The sequence below is a fragment of the uncultured Granulicatella sp. genome (genome assembly GCF_963545075.1).
Classification (GTDB): Bacteria; Bacillota; Bacilli; order Lactobacillales; family Aerococcaceae; genus Granulicatella.
On sequence record NZ_CAUUHX010000006.1, the window covers coordinates 1 to 17,852 of the forward strand.

Below are 17,852 nucleotides of genomic sequence, written 5' to 3' on the forward strand. Positions count from 1 at the left end.
AGCGCCGATAGTAGTTGGGGGTTTCCCCCTGTGAGGGTAGGACGTTGCCACGCTTCTGATTAGAAGGAGAATTTCTGGAAGGAAATTCTCTTTTTTTGTATACTATTTTTATAAACGATATTGGAGAATATGACATGAAAAAAGTAAATTTTTGGATGATTTGTTTACTAGGAGTTTTTCTAGTAGGTTGTAGTGAAGTAGTTGAGGATAAAGCTTTACAAGATAAATTAGTTCAACAAGAAACACAAGTTAAAAATTATCATTTAACATTAAAACAAAATGAAGTAAAGAAAAAAGACGTAACAAGTTCGACTCAAGTCATTGCCAATGCATCTGTTTGGAGTGATGGTACAGGCTTTGGAACTCGAATTGATAAAACAGATGGCAAAGCTACGAATCAAATTGAAGTGATTAGTGAAGGTAGTAAAGGAGCTATTCGTTATTATCAAGATCGATGGGAACCAACTATTTCTGCTCAATCGAGCTTACAAAATGTTATAGGATTTTCGTATCACAGTGTTTTACAACTAGCTCAAGATTTGTCAAATATTGCAACTTGGCAGTCAGATGGTAGTTTTGAATACCAAGGTAGTGATGCAGCAGTACGTTTAGCATTAGCTTCTATGAATATTCAAGTGCATGAGAATACAAAAATTACTGTAAAGATGAAAGCTGATGTTAAGACAAATTTAATTGAAAGTTTCTCATTAATTTTAAATGAAGAAGACGAAACGATTCAAAAAACTTATGAAGTGATTTTTAATGGAATGAATCAACAACATAAAAAAGAATTACCACTTTGATACGCTTTAAGTTACATTATAATGAATTTAAAAGCTTCATGTTTCAATGGATTTCCAAGGAAAAGACTACTCATATTCTTGTTTTTTTGTTACAATAGGAATGGATAAATTTTAAGAATTGCGAGAAATGGAAAACATTTTGTAGACATGCGAGAGGGAGAATGCTTGCATTCTCCTTTTTTTATGAAGATTGGAGGTAAGAGAATGGGAAGAATTATTTCAGTTGCAAACCAAAAAGGTGGTGTTGGTAAGACAACGACTACTGTAAGTTTAGCAGCTTCCCTAGCAAAATTGGGTCAGAAAGTTTTACTTATTGATAGTGACCCTCAAGGAAATGCAACAAGTGGATTAGGGGTACAAAAAGCTGATTTAACGTATGATGTTTATGATGTTATTGTCAATAAAGTGAATGTTCATGAAGTGATTGTACCTACAACACGTGAAAATTTAATGATAGTACCTTCAACCATTCAGCTAGCAGGAGCTGAAATTGAATTAACAAACCAAACACATCGTGAGCAACGATTGAAACAAGCATTAACAACGATTCGTGATGAATATGATTATATTTTTATTGATTGCCCACCTTCATTAGGACATTTAACTATGAATGCATTTACGGCTAGTGATACAGTTCTGATTCCAGTACAATGCGAATATTATGCACTAGAAGGATTATCTCAATTGATGAATACAATTACAATGGTTCGTAAACACTTCAATCCACAGTTGAAAATTGAAGGTGTTTTACTAACAATGTTTGATGCACGTACTAATTTAGGAAATGAAGTGAAAGATGATGTAATCAAATACTTCAGAGAAAAAGTATATCGTACGATTATTCCTAGAAATGTTCGTTTGTCAGAAGCTCCAAGTTATGGACAAGCTATTGTAGACTATGATCCTCGTTCAAGAGGGGCAGAAGTGTATCTTGAATTAGCAAAGGAAGTGTTATCAAATGGTTAAAAATCAAAAAGCAAAAGGCTTAGGTCGAGGAATTGATGCACTTTTTGGTGGAAATTTTGATAGTATCGAAAATTTGGAAAAAGTAGATACAATAAATGAAACAGTTGAAGAAATTTCCATTAGTGAAATTCGTCCAAATCCGTATCAACCTCGAAAAGATTTTAATGAAGAAGCTTTACAAGAATTAGCAGATTCCATTCGTGAACAAGGAGTTTTCCAACCAATTATCGTTCGTAAATCGAGTATTAAAGGCTATGAACTAGTAGCAGGTGAAAGAAGATTACGAGCTTCTAAACTTGCGGGGAAAGAAACCATTCCAGCGATTATTCGTGAATATAGCGAAGAAATTATGATTCAAGTAGCCGTTGTAGAAAATTTACAAAGAGAAGATTTACGACCAATTGATGAAGCATTAGCGTATAAATCTTTAATGGATGCTTTGAAATTAAATCAAGAAGAAGTAGCAAAGAAAATTGGGAAAAGTCGTCCTTATATTGCAAACTTCCTTCGATTATTATCATTACCATTAGAAGTTCAGACACAATTACAAGAAGGTCAATTATCAGTGGGGCATGCTCGTGCTTTATTAGGATTAAAACAAGCGGATAAAATCGTTCCCCTTTCTAAAAAAGTAATTGAAGAAGAAATGACCGTTCGAGCATTAGAAGAATTAATTCAAACAATGAACGAGCCTGTTGAAAAAGTAAAAAAAATCAAAAAGATTCAAGAAAAACCAGCTTATATTGTGGAATCAGAAGAAAGATTAATGGATAAATTTGGAACATCTGTCCAAATTACTCCGAAAGGAGAACGTGGAAAAATCGAGATTGAATACCTTTCTCAAAAAGATTTAACTCGTATTTTAGATGTATTAGAAATTGAATTAGATGATTAGGAGTGAATAGAATGGCTGTAATAGAATATGCACTTGGGGATTGCGTTGAGATGAAAAAGCCCCATGCATGTCAAACCAATTCATGGACGATCATTCGAATGGGAATGGATATTCGTATCAAATGTAATCATTGTGGGCAAATGGTCTTAATGCCAAGACGAGAATTTGAACGCAAAATGAAAAAAGTAACTTTGAAAAAAGAAAATAATGAATAGAAAGAGTGTGAAAAATACATGGCGTTAACAGCAGGAATCGTTGGATTACCAAACGTTGGGAAATCAACATTATTTAATGCAATTACAAAAGCAGGAGTAGAAGCAGCAAACTATCCGTTTGCGACCATTGACCCAAACGTTGGTGTCGTAGAAGTTCCAGATGAAAGACTTCAAAAATTAACAGAATTAGTAAAACCTAAAAAGACAGTTCCAACAACATTTGAATTTACAGATATTGCAGGGATTGTAAAAGGAGCTAGCCGTGGGGAAGGTTTAGGAAATAAATTTTTAAGCCACATTCGTCAAGTAGATGCGATTTGCCAAGTCGTTCGTTGCTTTGAAGATGAAAATATTACACACGTTGCTGGTAAAGTAGATCCAATTGCAGATATTGAAACAATTAATTTAGAATTAGTATTAGCAGACTTAGAATCAGTAGATAAACGAATTGCTCGTGTTGCTAAAATTGCTAAAACAAAAGATAAAGATGCAGTAGCAGAATTAGCAGTATTAGAAAAAATTAAACCAGTACTAGAAGATGGTCAATTAGCACGTACAATTGAATTTACAGATGAAGAATTACCAATCGTGAAAGGGTTATTCTTATTAACAACAAAACCAATGTTATATATCGCAAATATTTCAGAAGATGATGTAGCAGAAGGTGGACATAATCAATATGTTCAATTAGTAGAAGAATATGCTGCAAAAGAAGATGCAGAAGTAGTAGTCATCTGTGCACGTGTAGAAGAAGAAGTTGCAGAGTTAGAAGAAGAAGAAAAACAAGTATTCTTAGAAGAAATGGGAATTGAAACTTCAGGTTTAGATGTATTAATCCAAAAAGCTTACCATTTATTAGGATTAGCAACTTACTTTACTGCAGGAGAACAAGAAGTTCGTGCTTGGACTTTCCGTAGAGGAATGAAAGCTCCACAATGTGCGGGAATTATTCACTCTGATTTTGAAAGAGGATTTATCCGTGCGGAAACAGTAGCTTATGCAGACTTGTTAGAATTTGGTAGTATGGGCGCTGCAAAAGAAAATGGAAAAGTTCGTCAAGAAGGAAAAGAGTATGTCGTACAAGATGGCGATGTTATGCTTTTCAGATTTAATGTATAAGATCTTATCTTGTGGAGGGTTTAATGATGACAGAAAATCAAACTGAAGTAAAAACAGTAGACGTTGCTACATTACGTAGTCAATTAACGAAAAAAAATGAACAATATGTATTACAATTAGAACGTTCACTAAAAGAAGCTCAAGTTTCAAAAGCGAAAATCACTTCAACTTTAGAAGAAATGCTTCCCGTTTTAGTAGAAAAACAGAAAAAAGGCTTAACAGCTCGTCAATTATTTGGTACGGTAACACAACAAACTCAATCTGTATTGGAAGGACCAAAAAAAGATCCAACAGTTAAATCACCAGATTGGCAAATTGCAGTAGATGGAGGATTAATGGTTGGTGGATTCTTCGCATTAATTGCTGGAATTACTTTATTCTTAAATCCAGAACAATCAGAAGCAATGGGCGTTATTTCCTTAATCATGAATTTTATTGCAGGTGGATTAGCATTATTAGCTCTTTCTAAAGTAACTCCAGATATTAATCAACCAAAAGGAAAACGTGGCTATATTCGCTATTTAGTGGTGAGCTCATTAGTCATGTTAGCATGGTTAGTGATTGTAATGGGAACACAATTATTAATTCCAACGAGCATTAACTATGTCTTCCCAGCCATCGTGTATTTATTTATCGGTTCAGGTTCCCTTGTTTTAAAATGGTATTTGAAAAAAACATTGGATATTCGAGGCGGTATTTTATAAAGGATGTTGTTGTGGGCAGAGAAAAGAAAATTTTCTTGCCCACATTTACTATATAAGGGGGAATAAGATGAAATCATTGCGAAAAATTATATATTGGTTTATGTTTTTGATGGTATCTCTATTCTTTTTCACTTCGAAAGTTGAAGCTAAAGGTAAAAGTTTAGAAGTAACAAAATATAATATCGATGTTGATGTAAGACCAAATGGGGATGTTCGCTTTAAAGAAGAAATGACTTTTACTGCTAATGGAAGTTACAATGGTATTTTTTATAATTTAGATTATTTTGGAGAAAAAGAACCAAAGGATGTAACCGTTGATTTTAAAAACAATGATGGAGAAGTTGTTACATTATTAAATAGTGATACAGGGCATAATAGCACTTATTTAAAAGAAAATCTTGGATCGTTATTGAAGTTTAAGGTATTCTTACCGTTCGCAGACAGCTCAAGAACCGTTGTTTTTAACTATACCATTCCACAGTTGGTTAAAAATTATAAAGATACAGCAGAATTAAACCGACGAGTAGTTGGACAAGAGTGGGAAGTTACGCAAAAAGATATTCATGTTCATGTGAGCTTACCAGGTGCTGCAACAAAAGAAACATTAAGAGCTTGGGGACATGGCGGAATTGGTGGTAAGGTAGAAATTGATCCGGATTACAAAGGGGTAACATTTACCGTTAAGAGAAATGAACCAAAGAGTTTTGTAGAAACTCATATGGTATTTCCTGTAGAATTAACAAAAGATAATCCTGTGACGAATGATTTTAATGCTTTTGATGGAATTGTAGACCGAGAAGAACAATTAGTGAAAAGAGATCAAGATGAACGTTCAGTAAAATGGGGTGTAGCAGGCTTTGGAGGATTACTTAGTTTAGTCGCTTTAGTTTGGGCATGGGTGAAAGGATTTTTAGCCGATAAAAAACGTCTTGAAAAAGTACCTTTTGTCCCAGAACATTTGTATGAATTACCAGAAGACATGACACCAGCCATTATGTCTGCAGCTATCTATGATGGTGTAACGATTGATGATTTTAGTGCAACAATTATGGATTTAGTCCGTAAGAAAGTTCTAACGATGACGACTGAAGAACCTTATATTTTAGAATTAAAACAACATTCGTATCATTTACTACCTCATGAACAATTAGCTTTAGATATTTTATTTAAAAAAATTGCTAAAGGAAATACATTAGACTTAGATTTAGTTTCTGAATTCGCAGAGAATTGCCCAGAAAAATATACGGATATGCTAGATAATTGGTATCAAGAAGTAGATGATGCAGGTGATGAATATAGTGTTTATCGCTTCGAGGAGGGAGAAACTGCTCCAAAAGCTGTTGGTGCAAATCTTTTAGGGATAGCAGGATTTCTTCTGTTTGTTGGTAGTGTATTTTGGGCTACTAAGAATCTGTTCCTGACAATTATTGCAGGGATTATTAGTTTTATTATTTATCTTGTAACAGTTCGTTTTAGTAAATCAAATTCTCAACAAAGAAGTTTAAAAGGTGAATATGAATATCGTCGTTGGGAAGCATTCCGTCAAATGTTAATGGATATTTCTAGTTTAGATAGAGCTGATTTACCAAGTATTCAAATTTGGGATCATTTATTAGTTTATGCGATTTCTTTAGGAGTTGCTGAACAAGTCATTGAAGTATTAGAAGAAAAATTCCCTGATTGGATTCAAGAAAGTATATTCTATTCACCAACTTATGGTTGGCAAATGGCTGTCTATAATGACATTCTACAAGATACATTCACTGATAGTTATCTTTCAGCAGTGGATGAAATTTCTTCAAGTTCAGATTCATCGAATAGCGGTGGATTTGGTGGAGGATTTAGTGGCGGAAGTTCGTTTGGATCTGGTGGAGGATCTGGCGGTGGAGGTTTCTAATTTCCTCATGATAAATAGATAAAAGGAGTAAATATGTTAAATGAAATGATGTTTCGACCAGTGGTAAAACCAGAAGTGGTCGAATATATGAGAAAAAGTCAACGTTTCTTTCCGGGTAAATTAGGAGAGCTAGAACAAATGGCAAATGATTTAGGAATTCCAATTATACCTCATGAAACAGCGGTATATTTAGATTTCTTATTAGGACTATATCGTCCAACTCACATTTTAGAAATTGGAACTGCTATAGGTTTTTCTGCTAGCTTAATGGCGCAATATGTACCCAAAGGCGGTTCTGTGACAACGATTGACCGATATGAATTAATGTATTCTCGAGCAAAAGAGAATTTTAAAAAATTAGGCATTGATGATATTGTCACTCAAATTGAAGGAGATGCAGCACATGTGTTGCCAACATTAGAGCAACAATATGACTTTATTTTTATGGATAGTGCAAAAGCAAAATATATTGAATTTTTCCCACATTGTATGCGCGTGTTAAAAACAGGTGGAGTACTTGTAGTCGATGATATTTTCCAAGGGGGAACAATTTTACAAGATGAAAGTGAAATTCCAAGAAAAGTTCGAAAAATTCATCGTCGTCTAAACTTATTTTTAGACTTTGTTCAAAAAGATGAAGCGTTGAAGTCCACTCTTGTTCCATTAGGAGATGGCATTATTATGATTCAAAAGTTAGAAGAAAAAGATTATCTTCCAATTGTTGAAGCTTTACTATAAAGTTAAGACTCTTTCTTTTCTATGAAAGTAGGAAAGAAGGAGTTTTTATGTTTTATAAGGAGAAAAGTGCAACTTAGAAATAAAATGTATATTTTATTGACAAAAAGGATATAAAAAATGGTAGAATAGATAAAAGAAATAGAACCCGAAAGGACTAAGAAATGAAATTACTAACAATAGCAGTTCCATGCTATAATTCACAAGAATATATGCATTACTGTATCCAATCATTAGTAACAGGTGGAGACCAAGTAGAAGTCTTAATTATTAATGATGGATCAAGTGACAATACACAAACAATAGCAGAAAAGTTTGAACAACAATATCCAGGGATTGTCCGTGCAATTTCTCAAGAAAATAAAGGACATGGTGGTGCTGTGAATACAGGCATGCAACACGCAACTGGGAAATATTTTAAAGTAGTAGATAGTGATGATTGGGTTGATGTTCGTGCTTATTTAAAAATTTTAGAGCATCTACAACAATTAGAAGAAGAGCAAGAAGAAGTTGATGTAGTTATTACAAACTTTGTTTATGAAAAAGAACAAGCTCGAAGAAAGAAAATTATGAGATATCAATCTTCGTTCCCAGAAAACAAAGTGTTCACTTGGGATGATGCAAAGCCACTTCGTAAAGGAAAGTATATGATGATGCATTCCTTAATCTATCGACTAGAAATTTTAAAACAATCAAAACTGCAATTACCTGAACATACTTTTTATGTGGATAATTTATTTGTGTTTATTCCACTACAGTATTGTAAGAAATTGTATTATATCAATGTCGATTTTTACCGTTACTTTATCGGTCGAGAAGATCAATCCGTTAATGAACAAGTGATGATTCGTAGAATTGATCAACAAATTAAGGTGAATCAATTATTGATGGAAGCTTATCATAGTGATTGGGAATTTCCAAAAGTATTAAAGGATTATTTATTGAATCATTTAGAAATTACAACATTGATTTCTTGTGCTTTACTCAATAAAGCAGGCACACCAGAACATCAAGTGAAAAAGAAAGATTTATTAGATAAATTAAAAGAAACCAATCTTACTGTTTATAAAGAAATTCGTAAAAATGTGATTAGTAAAATTGCCATGAACAACAATGAACCTGCTAGACAAATGTCGAATATGATTTATACAGTGACTCAAAAAATATTTGGTTTTAATTAAAATTAGGATAAATGACTTTTCCAAAAGTTGCTAACGCATGATGGAGAAGTCTTTTTGTCTATGTCTAAAAATGTTGAGAATGCTATCTTTAGTGAACTATGTTAGAATGAGATTAATGAATGTTAAGGAGAACAAATAGATGACATATGATTATTTAGTAGTCGGTGCAGGATTGTTTGGAGCAACTTTTGCACGTGAAGCTGCTAATCGAGGATTTAAAGTAAAAGTAATTGAAAAACGTTCGCATATTGCAGGAAATATTTATACAAAAGAAGTTGAAGGAATTCAAGTTCATGAATATGGTGCGCATATTTTCCATACGAGTGATAAAAGAATTTGGGATTATGTACATCAATTTGCGACATTTAATCGTTATACAAATACACCTGTTGCGAACTTTAATGGAGAGCTTTATAACTTACCATTTAATATGAATACTTTTAATAAATTATGGGGAGTTGTAACTCCGCAAGAAGCAGCAGCTAAAATTGAAGAACAACGAGCAGTATTAAAAGGAAAAACTCCTGAGAACTTGGAAGAACAAGCAATCTCTTTAGTAGGGGAAGATGTCTATTACAAGTTAATTAAAGGTTATACTGAAAAACAATGGGGACGTTCTGCAACAGAATTACCAGCTTTTATTATTCGTCGATTACCAGTTCGTTATACGTATGACAATAATTATTTCAATGATACGTATCAAGGAATTCCAATTGGTGGATATACTCAAATGGTTGAAAATATGTTCAATCATGAAAATATTGAAGTAGAATTAAATGTCGATTTCTTTGAGAAAAAAGAAGAGTATTTACAAAGTGGCGCTAAAATCATTTTCACAGGAATGATTGATGAGTTCTTCAATTATGAATTGGGAACTTTAGAATATCGTAGTTTACGCTTTGAAACAGAAGTGTTAGACACAGAAAACTTCCAAGGAAATGCAGTTATGAATTATACGGATCGTGAAACTCCATATACTCGTATTATTGAACATAAACATTTTGAATTTGGAACACAAGAGAAGACAGTCATTACAAAAGAATATCCATCAGATTGGGAAAAAGGTCAAGAGCCTTATTATCCAGTTAATAATCAACAAAATAATGATTTATATGCTAAATATAAAAAACTAGCTCAAACAGTACCTCAAGTAATTTTTGGAGGACGTTTAGGTCAATATCGTTATTATGATATGCACCAAGTAATTGCAGCAGCGTTAGAAGTAGTCAAACAAGAATTGAAAGAAAAATAATCAATAAGGAGGACGTTTTTTAGAACGTCTCCTTATTTTTAAGAAAAGATGATTTTGGTAGAGCAATTATCGTTATGAAAACATTGAATTTATCTCCATAATATTTTCATCAGTTACAAAAATTGAAAATATCGAATGAAATATGAAAGAAATTGTTGATTAGATTGAAATGAATTGTTATAATCGTTTCACAGTTGGTCTTATCAATCTTATTTGGAATAAAAAAATATATAAATGATGTTTTGATTGAGGCTGATTACAGGGTGAAATAGTGATGATAAAAGAAGTAAGCTATAAGGAAATCCAACGTCTTATTGTGCCTTTTTATCATTGTTGATTCATTAAAAAGAGCAAGTATTAAAAGCTCATTCATAAAAGATAGCAAACATATAGAAAATAATTTGTGAAATGTTTCTAAAAAGTTTCAATAGCTTTTATAAAGGGGTAAACAAAAAGAAAGAAGGGGTTATATGGAAGCTCAAGAAAAAATGACTGCAAAAGTCTTTATCAATAAAATTTTACAAGGAACTGCATTAGGGGTAATTATCGGTTTAATTCCAAACGCTGTATTATCTGCAATTTTAAAATATTTTAGTCAATATCCACTAGCAGTTCAAATCACACAAATCGCTGTGATTTTCCAATTGGCAACACCATTAATTATCGGTGCATTAATTGCTTTACAATTTGGTTTCAAACCAATGCCGATGATGGTTACAGCAGGAGCAAGTTTTGTTGCATCAGGTGTTGTAAAATTCAATCCAGAACTAGGAAAATATGTTGGAGCTGGTACTGGGGACTTAATTAATACAATGTTAACAGCAGCAATTGCTGTTTTAGCATTAATGTGGATTAAAGATAAATTCGGTTCTACAGCTGTAGTTGCGATGCCAATCGTAGTCGGTGTAGGTGCTTCATTTATCGGATTACAATTATTACCATTCGTTGCGAAATTAACAGCAGGAATCGGAGCAATCATTAATGAATTTACTCATTTACAACCAATTTTAATGTCTATTTTAATTGTATGTTCATTTGCATTTTTAATTATTTCACCAATTTCAACTGTTGCAATTGGTTTAGCGATTCAATTAAATGGTGTATCTGCAGGGGCTGCTGCAATGGGTGTAGCTGTTACAGCGGTAGTATTAGTGGTTCATTCATGGAAAGTAAATAATTCAGGAGTTACTTTAGCAATCGCTTTAGGAGCTATGAAATTAATGATGCCAAACTTATTCAAGTATCCTATTATTTTAGTACCAACATTAACAACAGCTGTAATTTCTGCAATTCCAGTAGCATTATTTAGTGTGAGTGGTACTCCTCAATCTGCTGGATTTGGTTTAGTAGGTTTAGTAGGACCTCTAGCTTCTATCGATGCAGGATTAAGTGTTGCTTTAGCAGTTGTTGCATGGTTAGTTGTACCAGTTATTGCAGCATTAGCAACTAAATTTGTATATGAAAATGTATTAAAATTATACGATTCTAATGTGGTATTTAAATTCCAACAATAAAATGAATCGTTGAAAAGAACTGGGCGTCAAGCTCAGTTTTTTTTATTTGTGGAAACTATAGGGTAGCATGAAATTAAAATCTCATTTATAATAAAGGTAAGATGGCAAAAGGAGAAAAAATATGCGTATTCAACAATTAATTTATTTAGAAAAAATTGCAGAAAAAGGATCCATTAATGAAGCCGCAAAAGATTTATTTTTAACTCAACCAAGTCTATCAAATGCCATGAAAGATTTAGAGCAAGAAATGAATATTCAATTATTGGTTCGGCATAAAAATGGAGTTTCTTTAACGGAAGAAGGTCGAGAGTTTTTAGTATATGCTAGACAAATATTGGACCAAGTAAACTTGATGGAAGAAAAATATAAACGTAAGACAAAACGGAAACGTGATTTCTCAGTTTCGGCTCAGCACTATGCGTTTGTCGTTCATGCTTTCGTTGAATTAATCCGTCAAGAAGCTGGTGATGAATATCAATTTACGTTAAGAGAAACAGAAACTCAAAATATTTTAGAAGACTTAATGAAATTCAAAAGTGAGTTAGGAATTTTATATTTAAATAATTTTAACCGTCAAGTCATGAAAAAATTATTTAAAGAGAAAAATTTAGAATTTACACCATTATTCACAGCAAAACCTCACGTGTTTATTAGTAGAGAAAATCCATTGGCATCTCAAACTAGTATTACTCTAGAAGAGTTAGAAGATTATCCATATTTATCTTATGAACAAGGGGAAGAGAATTCTTTCTATTTTGCTGAAGAAATTTTAAGTACAATGGAACATAAGAAGAGTATTAAGGTAAGTGACCGTGCGACGATTTTTAATTTAATGGTCGGGTTAAATGGTTATACGATTAGTTCAGGAATTATTAGTAGTGAACTAAATGATGATAAAATTGTGGCAATTCCATTAGCCGTTGAAGATGAATTAGAAATTGGCTATTTAAAACATCATCAAATGGAATTATCACCTGTTGCACATATTTTTTTAGAATTATTAATTACTCACATTCGTGGATATGGATTTGAAGTAGCAACTGTATTAGAGTAAATATAAAAATGGTTAAAGGAGATTGATCATATGAGTTGGCAAAATGTAGTAGAAAAATGGGAAAAGTTTGAAGGATTAGAAGATTATTTAAAAACACAATTAACAAACTTTTCTGAAAAAGAAAAAGAAGAAGCGTTCTATGCTCCATTAGAGTTTGGAACAGCAGGAATGCGTGGAATCGTTGGCCCAGGGATTAACCGTATGAATATTTATACAGTTCGTCAAGCGACAGAAGGGTTAGCACGCTTAATCGAAACATATGGAGAAGAAGCGAAAAAACGTGGGGTAGCAATTGCTCATGATTCACGTCATTTTTCTCCTGAATTTGCATTAGAATCTGCAAAAGTTTTAGTGAAACATGGCATTAAAGCTTATGTATTTGAAGACTTAAGACCAACACCTGAATTATCTTATGCAGTTCGTCATTTGCATACATTTGCAGGAATTATGATTACAGCTAGTCATAATCCAGCCGCTTATAATGGATATAAAGTATACGGTGAAGATGGAGGGCAAATGCCTCCAAAAGATGCGGATGCTTTAACAGAATATGTTCGTCAAGTTGAAAATCCATTAGTAGTAGAAGTAGTGGCAAAAGAAGAATTAGAACAATCAGCATTATTTGAATGGATTGGAGAAGCAGTAGATGCAGCATATTTAGAAGAAATTAAATCTGTTTCTGTAAATCCAGCCTTATTATCAAACACAAAAGATTTATCAGTTGTGTATACTCCATTACACGGAACAGGATTAATGTTAACAAAACGTGCATTAGATCAAGCAGGATTTACAGGATTACAAATTGTATCAGAACAAGCTGTGCCAGATGGAGACTTTACAACTGTAAAATCTCCTAATCCTGAAGAAGCAGGTGCATTTGAATATGCGATTCGTTTAGGGGAAGAAACAAAAGCGGATGTGTTATTAGCTACAGACCCAGATGCAGATAGAATGGGTGCAGCTGTTCGTCAACCAGATGGATCTTACCAAGTCATTACTGGAAACCAAATTGCAGCAATCTTATTAGATTACTTATTATTTGCCCATCGAAAAGCAGGAACATTACCAGCTAATGCTGCTGCTGTAAAATCAATTGTATCTAGTGAATTACCAACTGTCATTGCAGAACATTATGGTGCGAAAATGGTAAATGTATTAACTGGTTTCAAATTTATTGCAGAACAAATTAAAAACTATGAAGAAACAAATGCTCATACATTTATGTTTGGCTTTGAAGAAAGTTATGGTTATTTAGTTCAACCATTTGTTCGTGATAAAGATGCGATTCAAGCAGTATTGTTATTAACAGAAGTAGCAGCTCACTTCAAGAGTGAAGGGAAAACTTTATATGATGGTCTTCAAGCATTATATGAAAAATATGGTTATTTCTTAGAAAAAACAATTTCTGTAACCGTTCAAGGCTTAGAAGGCCCTGCTAAGATTAAAGTTTTATTAGATGGATTACGTAAAGAAGTTCCTTCTAACTTTGGTGGGATTAAAGTATCAGTAGCACAAGATTTCGCAGTAAACCAACAAGTAGATGCAGAAGGTGTTGTTTCTGAAATTGGCTTACCAACTTCAAATGTATTGAAATATATTTTAGAAGATGGCTCATGGATTGCAGTTAGACCAAGTGGAACAGAACCTAAAATTAAGTTCTACATGGGTGTGAAAGCTGCAACTCAAGAAGAAGCGCAAGAAAAATTAGCAAAATTCCAAAAAGACTTGGATGCTTACATTTAAAGTGAAAAAATAAAATGAGACTTCTCAGAAGTAGCGAAGGATACAGGTGTTTCTACGGTTATTCGTAAAGCTACTGTGAGAAGTCTTTTTATGTTCGACGCCTACATTTCATAGAAACGGAATTTTTAGGATTTTTTCTCAAAAAAACTCTTGCTACTTTGTGAAAAGAGGAGTAGACTAAAAGTAGGAAGAATACATTGATAAATAAAGAGACTAGATAAAATAGTTTATTCATTTTGAAGGTATTTAAGTGTGGAAATGATGGTTAAAAGAGGGGCTAGGAAACTAGTCCCTTTTGCCGTAAAAAAAGAGTTTGGAAAGTTTGTACAAACTATGAAAACTGGTGTACAATAAATGTAATTATAATGAAAAGAGGGTTATGGAACCATGAAATTCCGTTATCATGATGATAGCTTAACGCTACATACTGATTTATATCAAATTAATATGATGAAGACTTATTGGGAAACAGGTCTTCATGAGAAAAAAGCAATTTTTGAAGCGTATTTTAGAAAATTACCTTTTGAAAATGGATATGCAATCTTTGCAGGTTTAGAACGTTTAGTTCACTATATTGAAGATTTAACATTTAGCCAAACAGATTTAGATTACTTAAGAAGTTTAGACATTTATCCAGAAGAATTTTTAGACTATTTGAAAAACTTTAAATTTAAAGGCAATATTCACTCTGCTGTTGAAGGAGAATTAGTATTTGCAAATGAACCATTAGTTCAAGTAGAAGGAACGCTTGCAGAATGCCAATTAATTGAAACAGCTCTATTAAATATTATTAATTTCCAAACACTCATTGCGACAAAAGCTTCTCGTATTCGTACAGTAGCAGGAGATGATCCTGTTTTAGAATTTGGAACAAGACGTGCTCAAGAGTTAGATGCAGCACTTTGGGGAACAAGAGCAGCTTATATTGGAGGATGTAATGCAACAAGTAATGTTCGAGCAGGAAAAATGTTTGGAATTCCTGTTTTAGGGACTCATGCGCATTCTTTAGTACAAGCGTATCGTGATGATTATGAAGCCTTTAAAGCTTATGCCTCTACTCATCGTGACTGTGTATTTTTAGTAGATACGTATGATATTTTACGTTCAGGTGTTCCAAATGCGATTCGTGTAGCGAAAGAATTCGGAGATAAAATCAATTTCTTAGGCGTTCGTATTGATAGTGGGGACATGGCTTATATGTCGAAAAAAGTTCGTCAACAATTAGATGATGCAGGCTTTACAGAAGCTAAAATTTATGCCTCAAGTGATTTAGATGAAAAAACCGTTCTGAACTTAAAAATGCAAGGTGCTAAAATTGATGTTTGGGGAATTGGAACACGTTTAATTACAGCTTATGATCAACCTGCTTTAGGATGTGTTTATAAATTAGTAGCGATTGAAGATGAAAATGGTGAAATGGTTCCAACCGTGAAAATTTCTAATAATGCTGAAAAAGTTTCAACACCAGGCAAAAAACAAGTATGGCGTATTACACGTAAGAGCGATGGAAAATCCGAAGGGGATTATATTGCATTATGGCATGAACGTCCAGATGAACTAGAAGAATTATATATGTTCCATCCAGTTTACACATATATTAATAAAACAGTGACAGATTTTGATGCTCGTCCAATTTTACAATCAATTTTTGAACAAGGTAAATTGGTTTATACATTACCTTCATTGAAAGAGATTAAAGCCTATAAAGATGAACGAGTAGAAGCGCTATGGGATGAATACAAACGTATCTTAAATCCTGAACAATATCCAGTTGATTTATCTACAGAAACTTATCAACAAAAACTCGCAAGTATTGAAGCAATTCGTGCAGAAGTAAAAGACAAAATGAACCGTTTAAGCTAATTCGATAGAAAAGGAAGAAATCATGAGACCATTACAAAAACAAATTATTGAAACGTTAAAAGTACAGCCGAAAATTGATGTTCAAGAAGAAGTTAAAAGAACGATTCAATTTTTGAAAGAGTATTTAGTCAAACATCCTTTTTTAAAAGGTTATGTATTAGGCATTAGTGGTGGACAAGATTCTACTTTAGCTGGGAAATTAACTCAGTTAGCCATTGATGAGTTGAAACAAGAGTATCCAGAAAAAGATTATTGCTTTTATGCTGTTCGCCTGCCTTATGGAATTCAAGCGGACGAACAAGATGCAATGGATGCCATTGAATTTATGCAAGCATCAGATATATTAAGAGTGGATATTAAACCAGCAGTGGATGCAGCTGCAAATAGTATTACAAGTTTGGGCTTGCCGATTAGTGATTTTAATAAAGGGAATATTAAAGCAAGAGAACGTATGATTGCCCAATATGCAATTGCAGGTCAAACAGGTTGTGCGGTAATTGGTACGGATCATGCAGCGGAATCCGTGACAGGATTTTATACAAAATTTGGAGATGGTGGAGCAGATATTTTACCATTATGGCGTTTGAATAAACGACAAGGACGTCAGTTGTTAGAATATTTAGGAGCTCCAGAACATTTATATTTAAAACAACCAACAGCAGATTTAGAAGAAGAACGTCCATCGCTTCCTGATGAAGTAGCTTTAGGCGTGACTTATGAAGCAATCGATGACTATCTTGAAGGAAAAGAAGTTTCGGAAAAAGATGCTCAAACCATCGAAGATTGGTATATCAAATCAGAACATAAACGTCGTTTACCAATTACGATTTACGATGATTTTTGGAAATAATTTAAAAATAAAACTCTATTAGATAGGCTGATTCCCAATCTAATAGAGTTTTTTGTATGTTGCATTATTGTTCTAAAGGTTGTCCTGTTTTATTCAGTTGAGTAACCTTTGAAAAGAAATCTTCTCTTAAACGGATTAATAATTGATTTTGGAACGTCTTTTCTAGATGATCTAGAGTTGCGAAGATATGTTTAGCAAGTTCTAAACCATAGACATCATTTTGACGAAGGAAATTACAGGAACGTTCCATAGAAAGAGCAATAAATTGCGTCAATTTCATGCTTAGTTCTGGAAAAGCATTCATCACTTCGAGCGTTTTTTGTGCTAATTTTTCTGCTTTATCATAATGACCTTGAATAGAGTAGTTTTTAACTCCTGCTCGTAGAGCGGAGAGATAGTATTCAGAAGCACGAGTGTAATGGTATTCCGTTTGGTTTTTTAAAACATCTAGTAAATGATAAAGCCGGTAATCTAAAAAATCAATCGAAAAATGGGAAATGATAGCAGAAAATACATTCACCTCAACATAGTTCCAGTATTCAACTTTAGTAAGATAAGCTTTGATATATTCCAATTCTTCATAGTCTTTTGGTGTTAAAAGAGAGTCTCCAACAATAGAGGCAATTCCAAATTTACTAACAACACGATTGGCAATAATGAAGTGTTCTGCAATATCGGAATTTTCTAAAGGTTGGTTTAGAAGATCTAGGGCCTTTTTATATTCTCGTTTGGAAACTAAATTAGCTACTTCAACTTGACGTTTATGAAATTCTGAAGGAAACATTTGAGCTCTAATTTTATCAAAAGTCTCTTTATCAATTCCAACATTATCAATGATTTCTTCAAATTTTTGAATTGTAATACGAGATTTTCCTTGCTCAAATTGTCTCAAAAAGTGTGGAGTAACAGTCGTTCCTGCAGCTTCTTTTTGAGTAATACCTCTATCTTCACGAATTTTTTTAAAAACTAGTCCATAAATACTTTCATCGTTCATACTTGTTCCTCCTAAGTGTATGCGTTGTTTTCTTGATTATAACAATTATAAAAGTGTTTTTAAAGAA

The 17,852-nt window shown here is 33.1% G+C and carries 16 protein-coding genes; 15 read left to right on the plus strand and 1 reads right to left on the minus strand.

Annotated features, from left to right (window positions below; genetic code table 11):
* Positions 1-134: 134 nt before the first annotated feature.
* The 15 genes from RWZ86_RS01505 (at position 135) to nadE (ending at position 16,791) form a co-directional block, all read left to right on the plus strand.
* A complete protein-coding gene (locus RWZ86_RS01505; protein ID WP_314679412.1) occupies positions 135-803 on the plus strand; it encodes a hypothetical protein in 669 nt (222 codons plus the stop codon).
* Between the two features lie 204 nt (positions 804-1,007).
* The gene (locus RWZ86_RS01510; protein WP_314679414.1) at positions 1,008-1,769 is read left to right on the plus strand and encodes an AAA family ATPase; all 762 of its coding nucleotides are present in this window, start codon (positions 1,008-1,010) and stop codon (positions 1,767-1,769) included.
* Positions 1,762-2,664, plus strand: coding sequence for a ParB/RepB/Spo0J family partition protein (locus tag RWZ86_RS01515; RefSeq protein ID WP_314679416.1), 903 nt, complete (start codon positions 1,762-1,764; stop codon positions 2,662-2,664). Before RWZ86_RS01510 ends, RWZ86_RS01515 begins: the two co-directional genes overlap by 8 nt.
* An 11-nt stretch (positions 2,665-2,675) precedes the next feature.
* Positions 2,676-2,879: a DUF951 domain-containing protein gene (locus tag RWZ86_RS01520; RefSeq protein WP_314077264.1), complete on the plus strand. Its 204-nt coding sequence runs from the start codon at positions 2,676-2,678 to the stop codon at positions 2,877-2,879.
* 18 nt (positions 2,880-2,897) lie between these two features.
* On the plus strand, positions 2,898-3,998 hold the full coding sequence (gene ychF, locus RWZ86_RS01525; protein WP_314679417.1) for a redox-regulated ATPase YchF: 1,101 nt from the start codon (positions 2,898-2,900) through the stop codon (positions 3,996-3,998).
* A gap of 26 nt (positions 3,999-4,024) precedes the next feature.
* Entirely contained in the window at positions 4,025-4,702 is a 678-nt protein-coding gene (locus RWZ86_RS01530; protein ID WP_314679419.1) for a DUF1129 family protein, read from the plus strand.
* Between the two features lie 67 nt (positions 4,703-4,769).
* The gene (locus RWZ86_RS01535) at positions 4,770-6,599 is read left to right on the plus strand and encodes a DUF2207 domain-containing protein (protein ID WP_314679421.1); all 1,830 of its coding nucleotides are present in this window, start codon (positions 4,770-4,772) and stop codon (positions 6,597-6,599) included.
* 33 nt (positions 6,600-6,632) lie between these two features.
* Positions 6,633-7,337 (plus strand): O-methyltransferase, encoded by a 705-nt coding sequence (locus RWZ86_RS01540; protein ID WP_314112485.1) that lies wholly within the window; start codon positions 6,633-6,635, stop codon positions 7,335-7,337.
* Between the two features lie 161 nt (positions 7,338-7,498).
* Entirely contained in the window at positions 7,499-8,515 is a 1,017-nt protein-coding gene (locus RWZ86_RS01545; RefSeq protein ID WP_314679423.1) for a glycosyltransferase family 2 protein, read from the plus strand.
* Between the two features lie 139 nt (positions 8,516-8,654).
* On the plus strand, positions 8,655-9,767 hold the full coding sequence (gene glf / locus RWZ86_RS01550) for a UDP-galactopyranose mutase (protein WP_314679425.1): 1,113 nt from the start codon (positions 8,655-8,657) through the stop codon (positions 9,765-9,767).
* 470 nt (positions 9,768-10,237) lie between these two features.
* Positions 10,238-11,281 (plus strand): PTS sugar transporter subunit IIC, encoded by a 1,044-nt coding sequence (locus RWZ86_RS01555; protein WP_314679427.1) that lies wholly within the window; start codon positions 10,238-10,240, stop codon positions 11,279-11,281.
* Between the two features lie 121 nt (positions 11,282-11,402).
* Positions 11,403-12,335, plus strand: coding sequence for a LysR family transcriptional regulator (locus RWZ86_RS01560; protein WP_314679428.1), 933 nt, complete (start codon positions 11,403-11,405; stop codon positions 12,333-12,335).
* Between the two features lie 30 nt (positions 12,336-12,365).
* Positions 12,366-14,078, plus strand: coding sequence for a phospho-sugar mutase (locus RWZ86_RS01565; RefSeq protein ID WP_314679430.1), 1,713 nt, complete (start codon positions 12,366-12,368; stop codon positions 14,076-14,078).
* Between the two features lie 387 nt (positions 14,079-14,465).
* Positions 14,466-15,941 (plus strand): nicotinate phosphoribosyltransferase, encoded by a 1,476-nt coding sequence (locus RWZ86_RS01570; RefSeq protein ID WP_314679432.1) that lies wholly within the window; start codon positions 14,466-14,468, stop codon positions 15,939-15,941.
* Between the two features lie 22 nt (positions 15,942-15,963).
* Positions 15,964-16,791: an ammonia-dependent NAD(+) synthetase gene (gene nadE, locus RWZ86_RS01575; RefSeq protein ID WP_314679434.1), complete on the plus strand. Its 828-nt coding sequence runs from the start codon at positions 15,964-15,966 to the stop codon at positions 16,789-16,791.
* A 64-nt stretch (positions 16,792-16,855) separates the two neighbouring features.
* On the opposite strand, the gene RWZ86_RS01580 is transcribed toward nadE, so the two are convergent.
* A complete protein-coding gene (locus RWZ86_RS01580) occupies positions 16,856-17,785 on the minus strand; it encodes an XRE family transcriptional regulator (RefSeq protein ID WP_314679435.1) in 930 nt (309 codons plus the stop codon).
* Positions 17,786-17,852 lie beyond the last annotated feature (67 nt).

What these genes read in the sequence shown, in the direction of transcription:
- RWZ86_RS01505 (WP_314679412.1), top strand. Translation starts at nt 135, where the DNA reads ATGAAAAAAGTAAATTTTTGGATGATTTGTTTACTAGGAGTTTTTCTA.
- RWZ86_RS01510 (WP_314679414.1), top strand. Translation starts at nt 1,008, where the DNA reads ATGGGAAGAATTATTTCAGTTGCAAACCAAAAAGGTGGTGTTGGTAAG.
- RWZ86_RS01515 (WP_314679416.1), top strand. Translation starts at nt 1,762, where the DNA reads ATGGTTAAAAATCAAAAAGCAAAAGGCTTAGGTCGAGGAATTGATGCA.
- RWZ86_RS01520 (WP_314077264.1), top strand. Translation starts at nt 2,676, where the DNA reads ATGGCTGTAATAGAATATGCACTTGGGGATTGCGTTGAGATGAAAAAG.
- ychF (WP_314679417.1), top strand. Translation starts at nt 2,898, where the DNA reads ATGGCGTTAACAGCAGGAATCGTTGGATTACCAAACGTTGGGAAATCA.
- RWZ86_RS01530 (WP_314679419.1), top strand. Translation starts at nt 4,025, where the DNA reads ATGACAGAAAATCAAACTGAAGTAAAAACAGTAGACGTTGCTACATTA.
- RWZ86_RS01535 (WP_314679421.1), top strand. Translation starts at nt 4,770, where the DNA reads ATGAAATCATTGCGAAAAATTATATATTGGTTTATGTTTTTGATGGTA.
- RWZ86_RS01540 (WP_314112485.1), top strand. Translation starts at nt 6,633, where the DNA reads ATGTTAAATGAAATGATGTTTCGACCAGTGGTAAAACCAGAAGTGGTC.
- RWZ86_RS01545 (WP_314679423.1), top strand. Translation starts at nt 7,499, where the DNA reads ATGAAATTACTAACAATAGCAGTTCCATGCTATAATTCACAAGAATAT.
- glf (WP_314679425.1), top strand. Translation starts at nt 8,655, where the DNA reads ATGACATATGATTATTTAGTAGTCGGTGCAGGATTGTTTGGAGCAACT.
- RWZ86_RS01555 (WP_314679427.1), top strand. Translation starts at nt 10,238, where the DNA reads ATGGAAGCTCAAGAAAAAATGACTGCAAAAGTCTTTATCAATAAAATT.
- RWZ86_RS01560 (WP_314679428.1), top strand. Translation starts at nt 11,403, where the DNA reads ATGCGTATTCAACAATTAATTTATTTAGAAAAAATTGCAGAAAAAGGA.
- RWZ86_RS01565 (WP_314679430.1), top strand. Translation starts at nt 12,366, where the DNA reads ATGAGTTGGCAAAATGTAGTAGAAAAATGGGAAAAGTTTGAAGGATTA.
- RWZ86_RS01570 (WP_314679432.1), top strand. Translation starts at nt 14,466, where the DNA reads ATGAAATTCCGTTATCATGATGATAGCTTAACGCTACATACTGATTTA.
- nadE (WP_314679434.1), top strand. Translation starts at nt 15,964, where the DNA reads ATGAGACCATTACAAAAACAAATTATTGAAACGTTAAAAGTACAGCCG.
- RWZ86_RS01580 (WP_314679435.1), bottom strand. Translation starts at nt 17,785, where the DNA reads ATGAACGATGAAAGTATTTATGGACTAGTTTTTAAAAAAATTCGTGAA.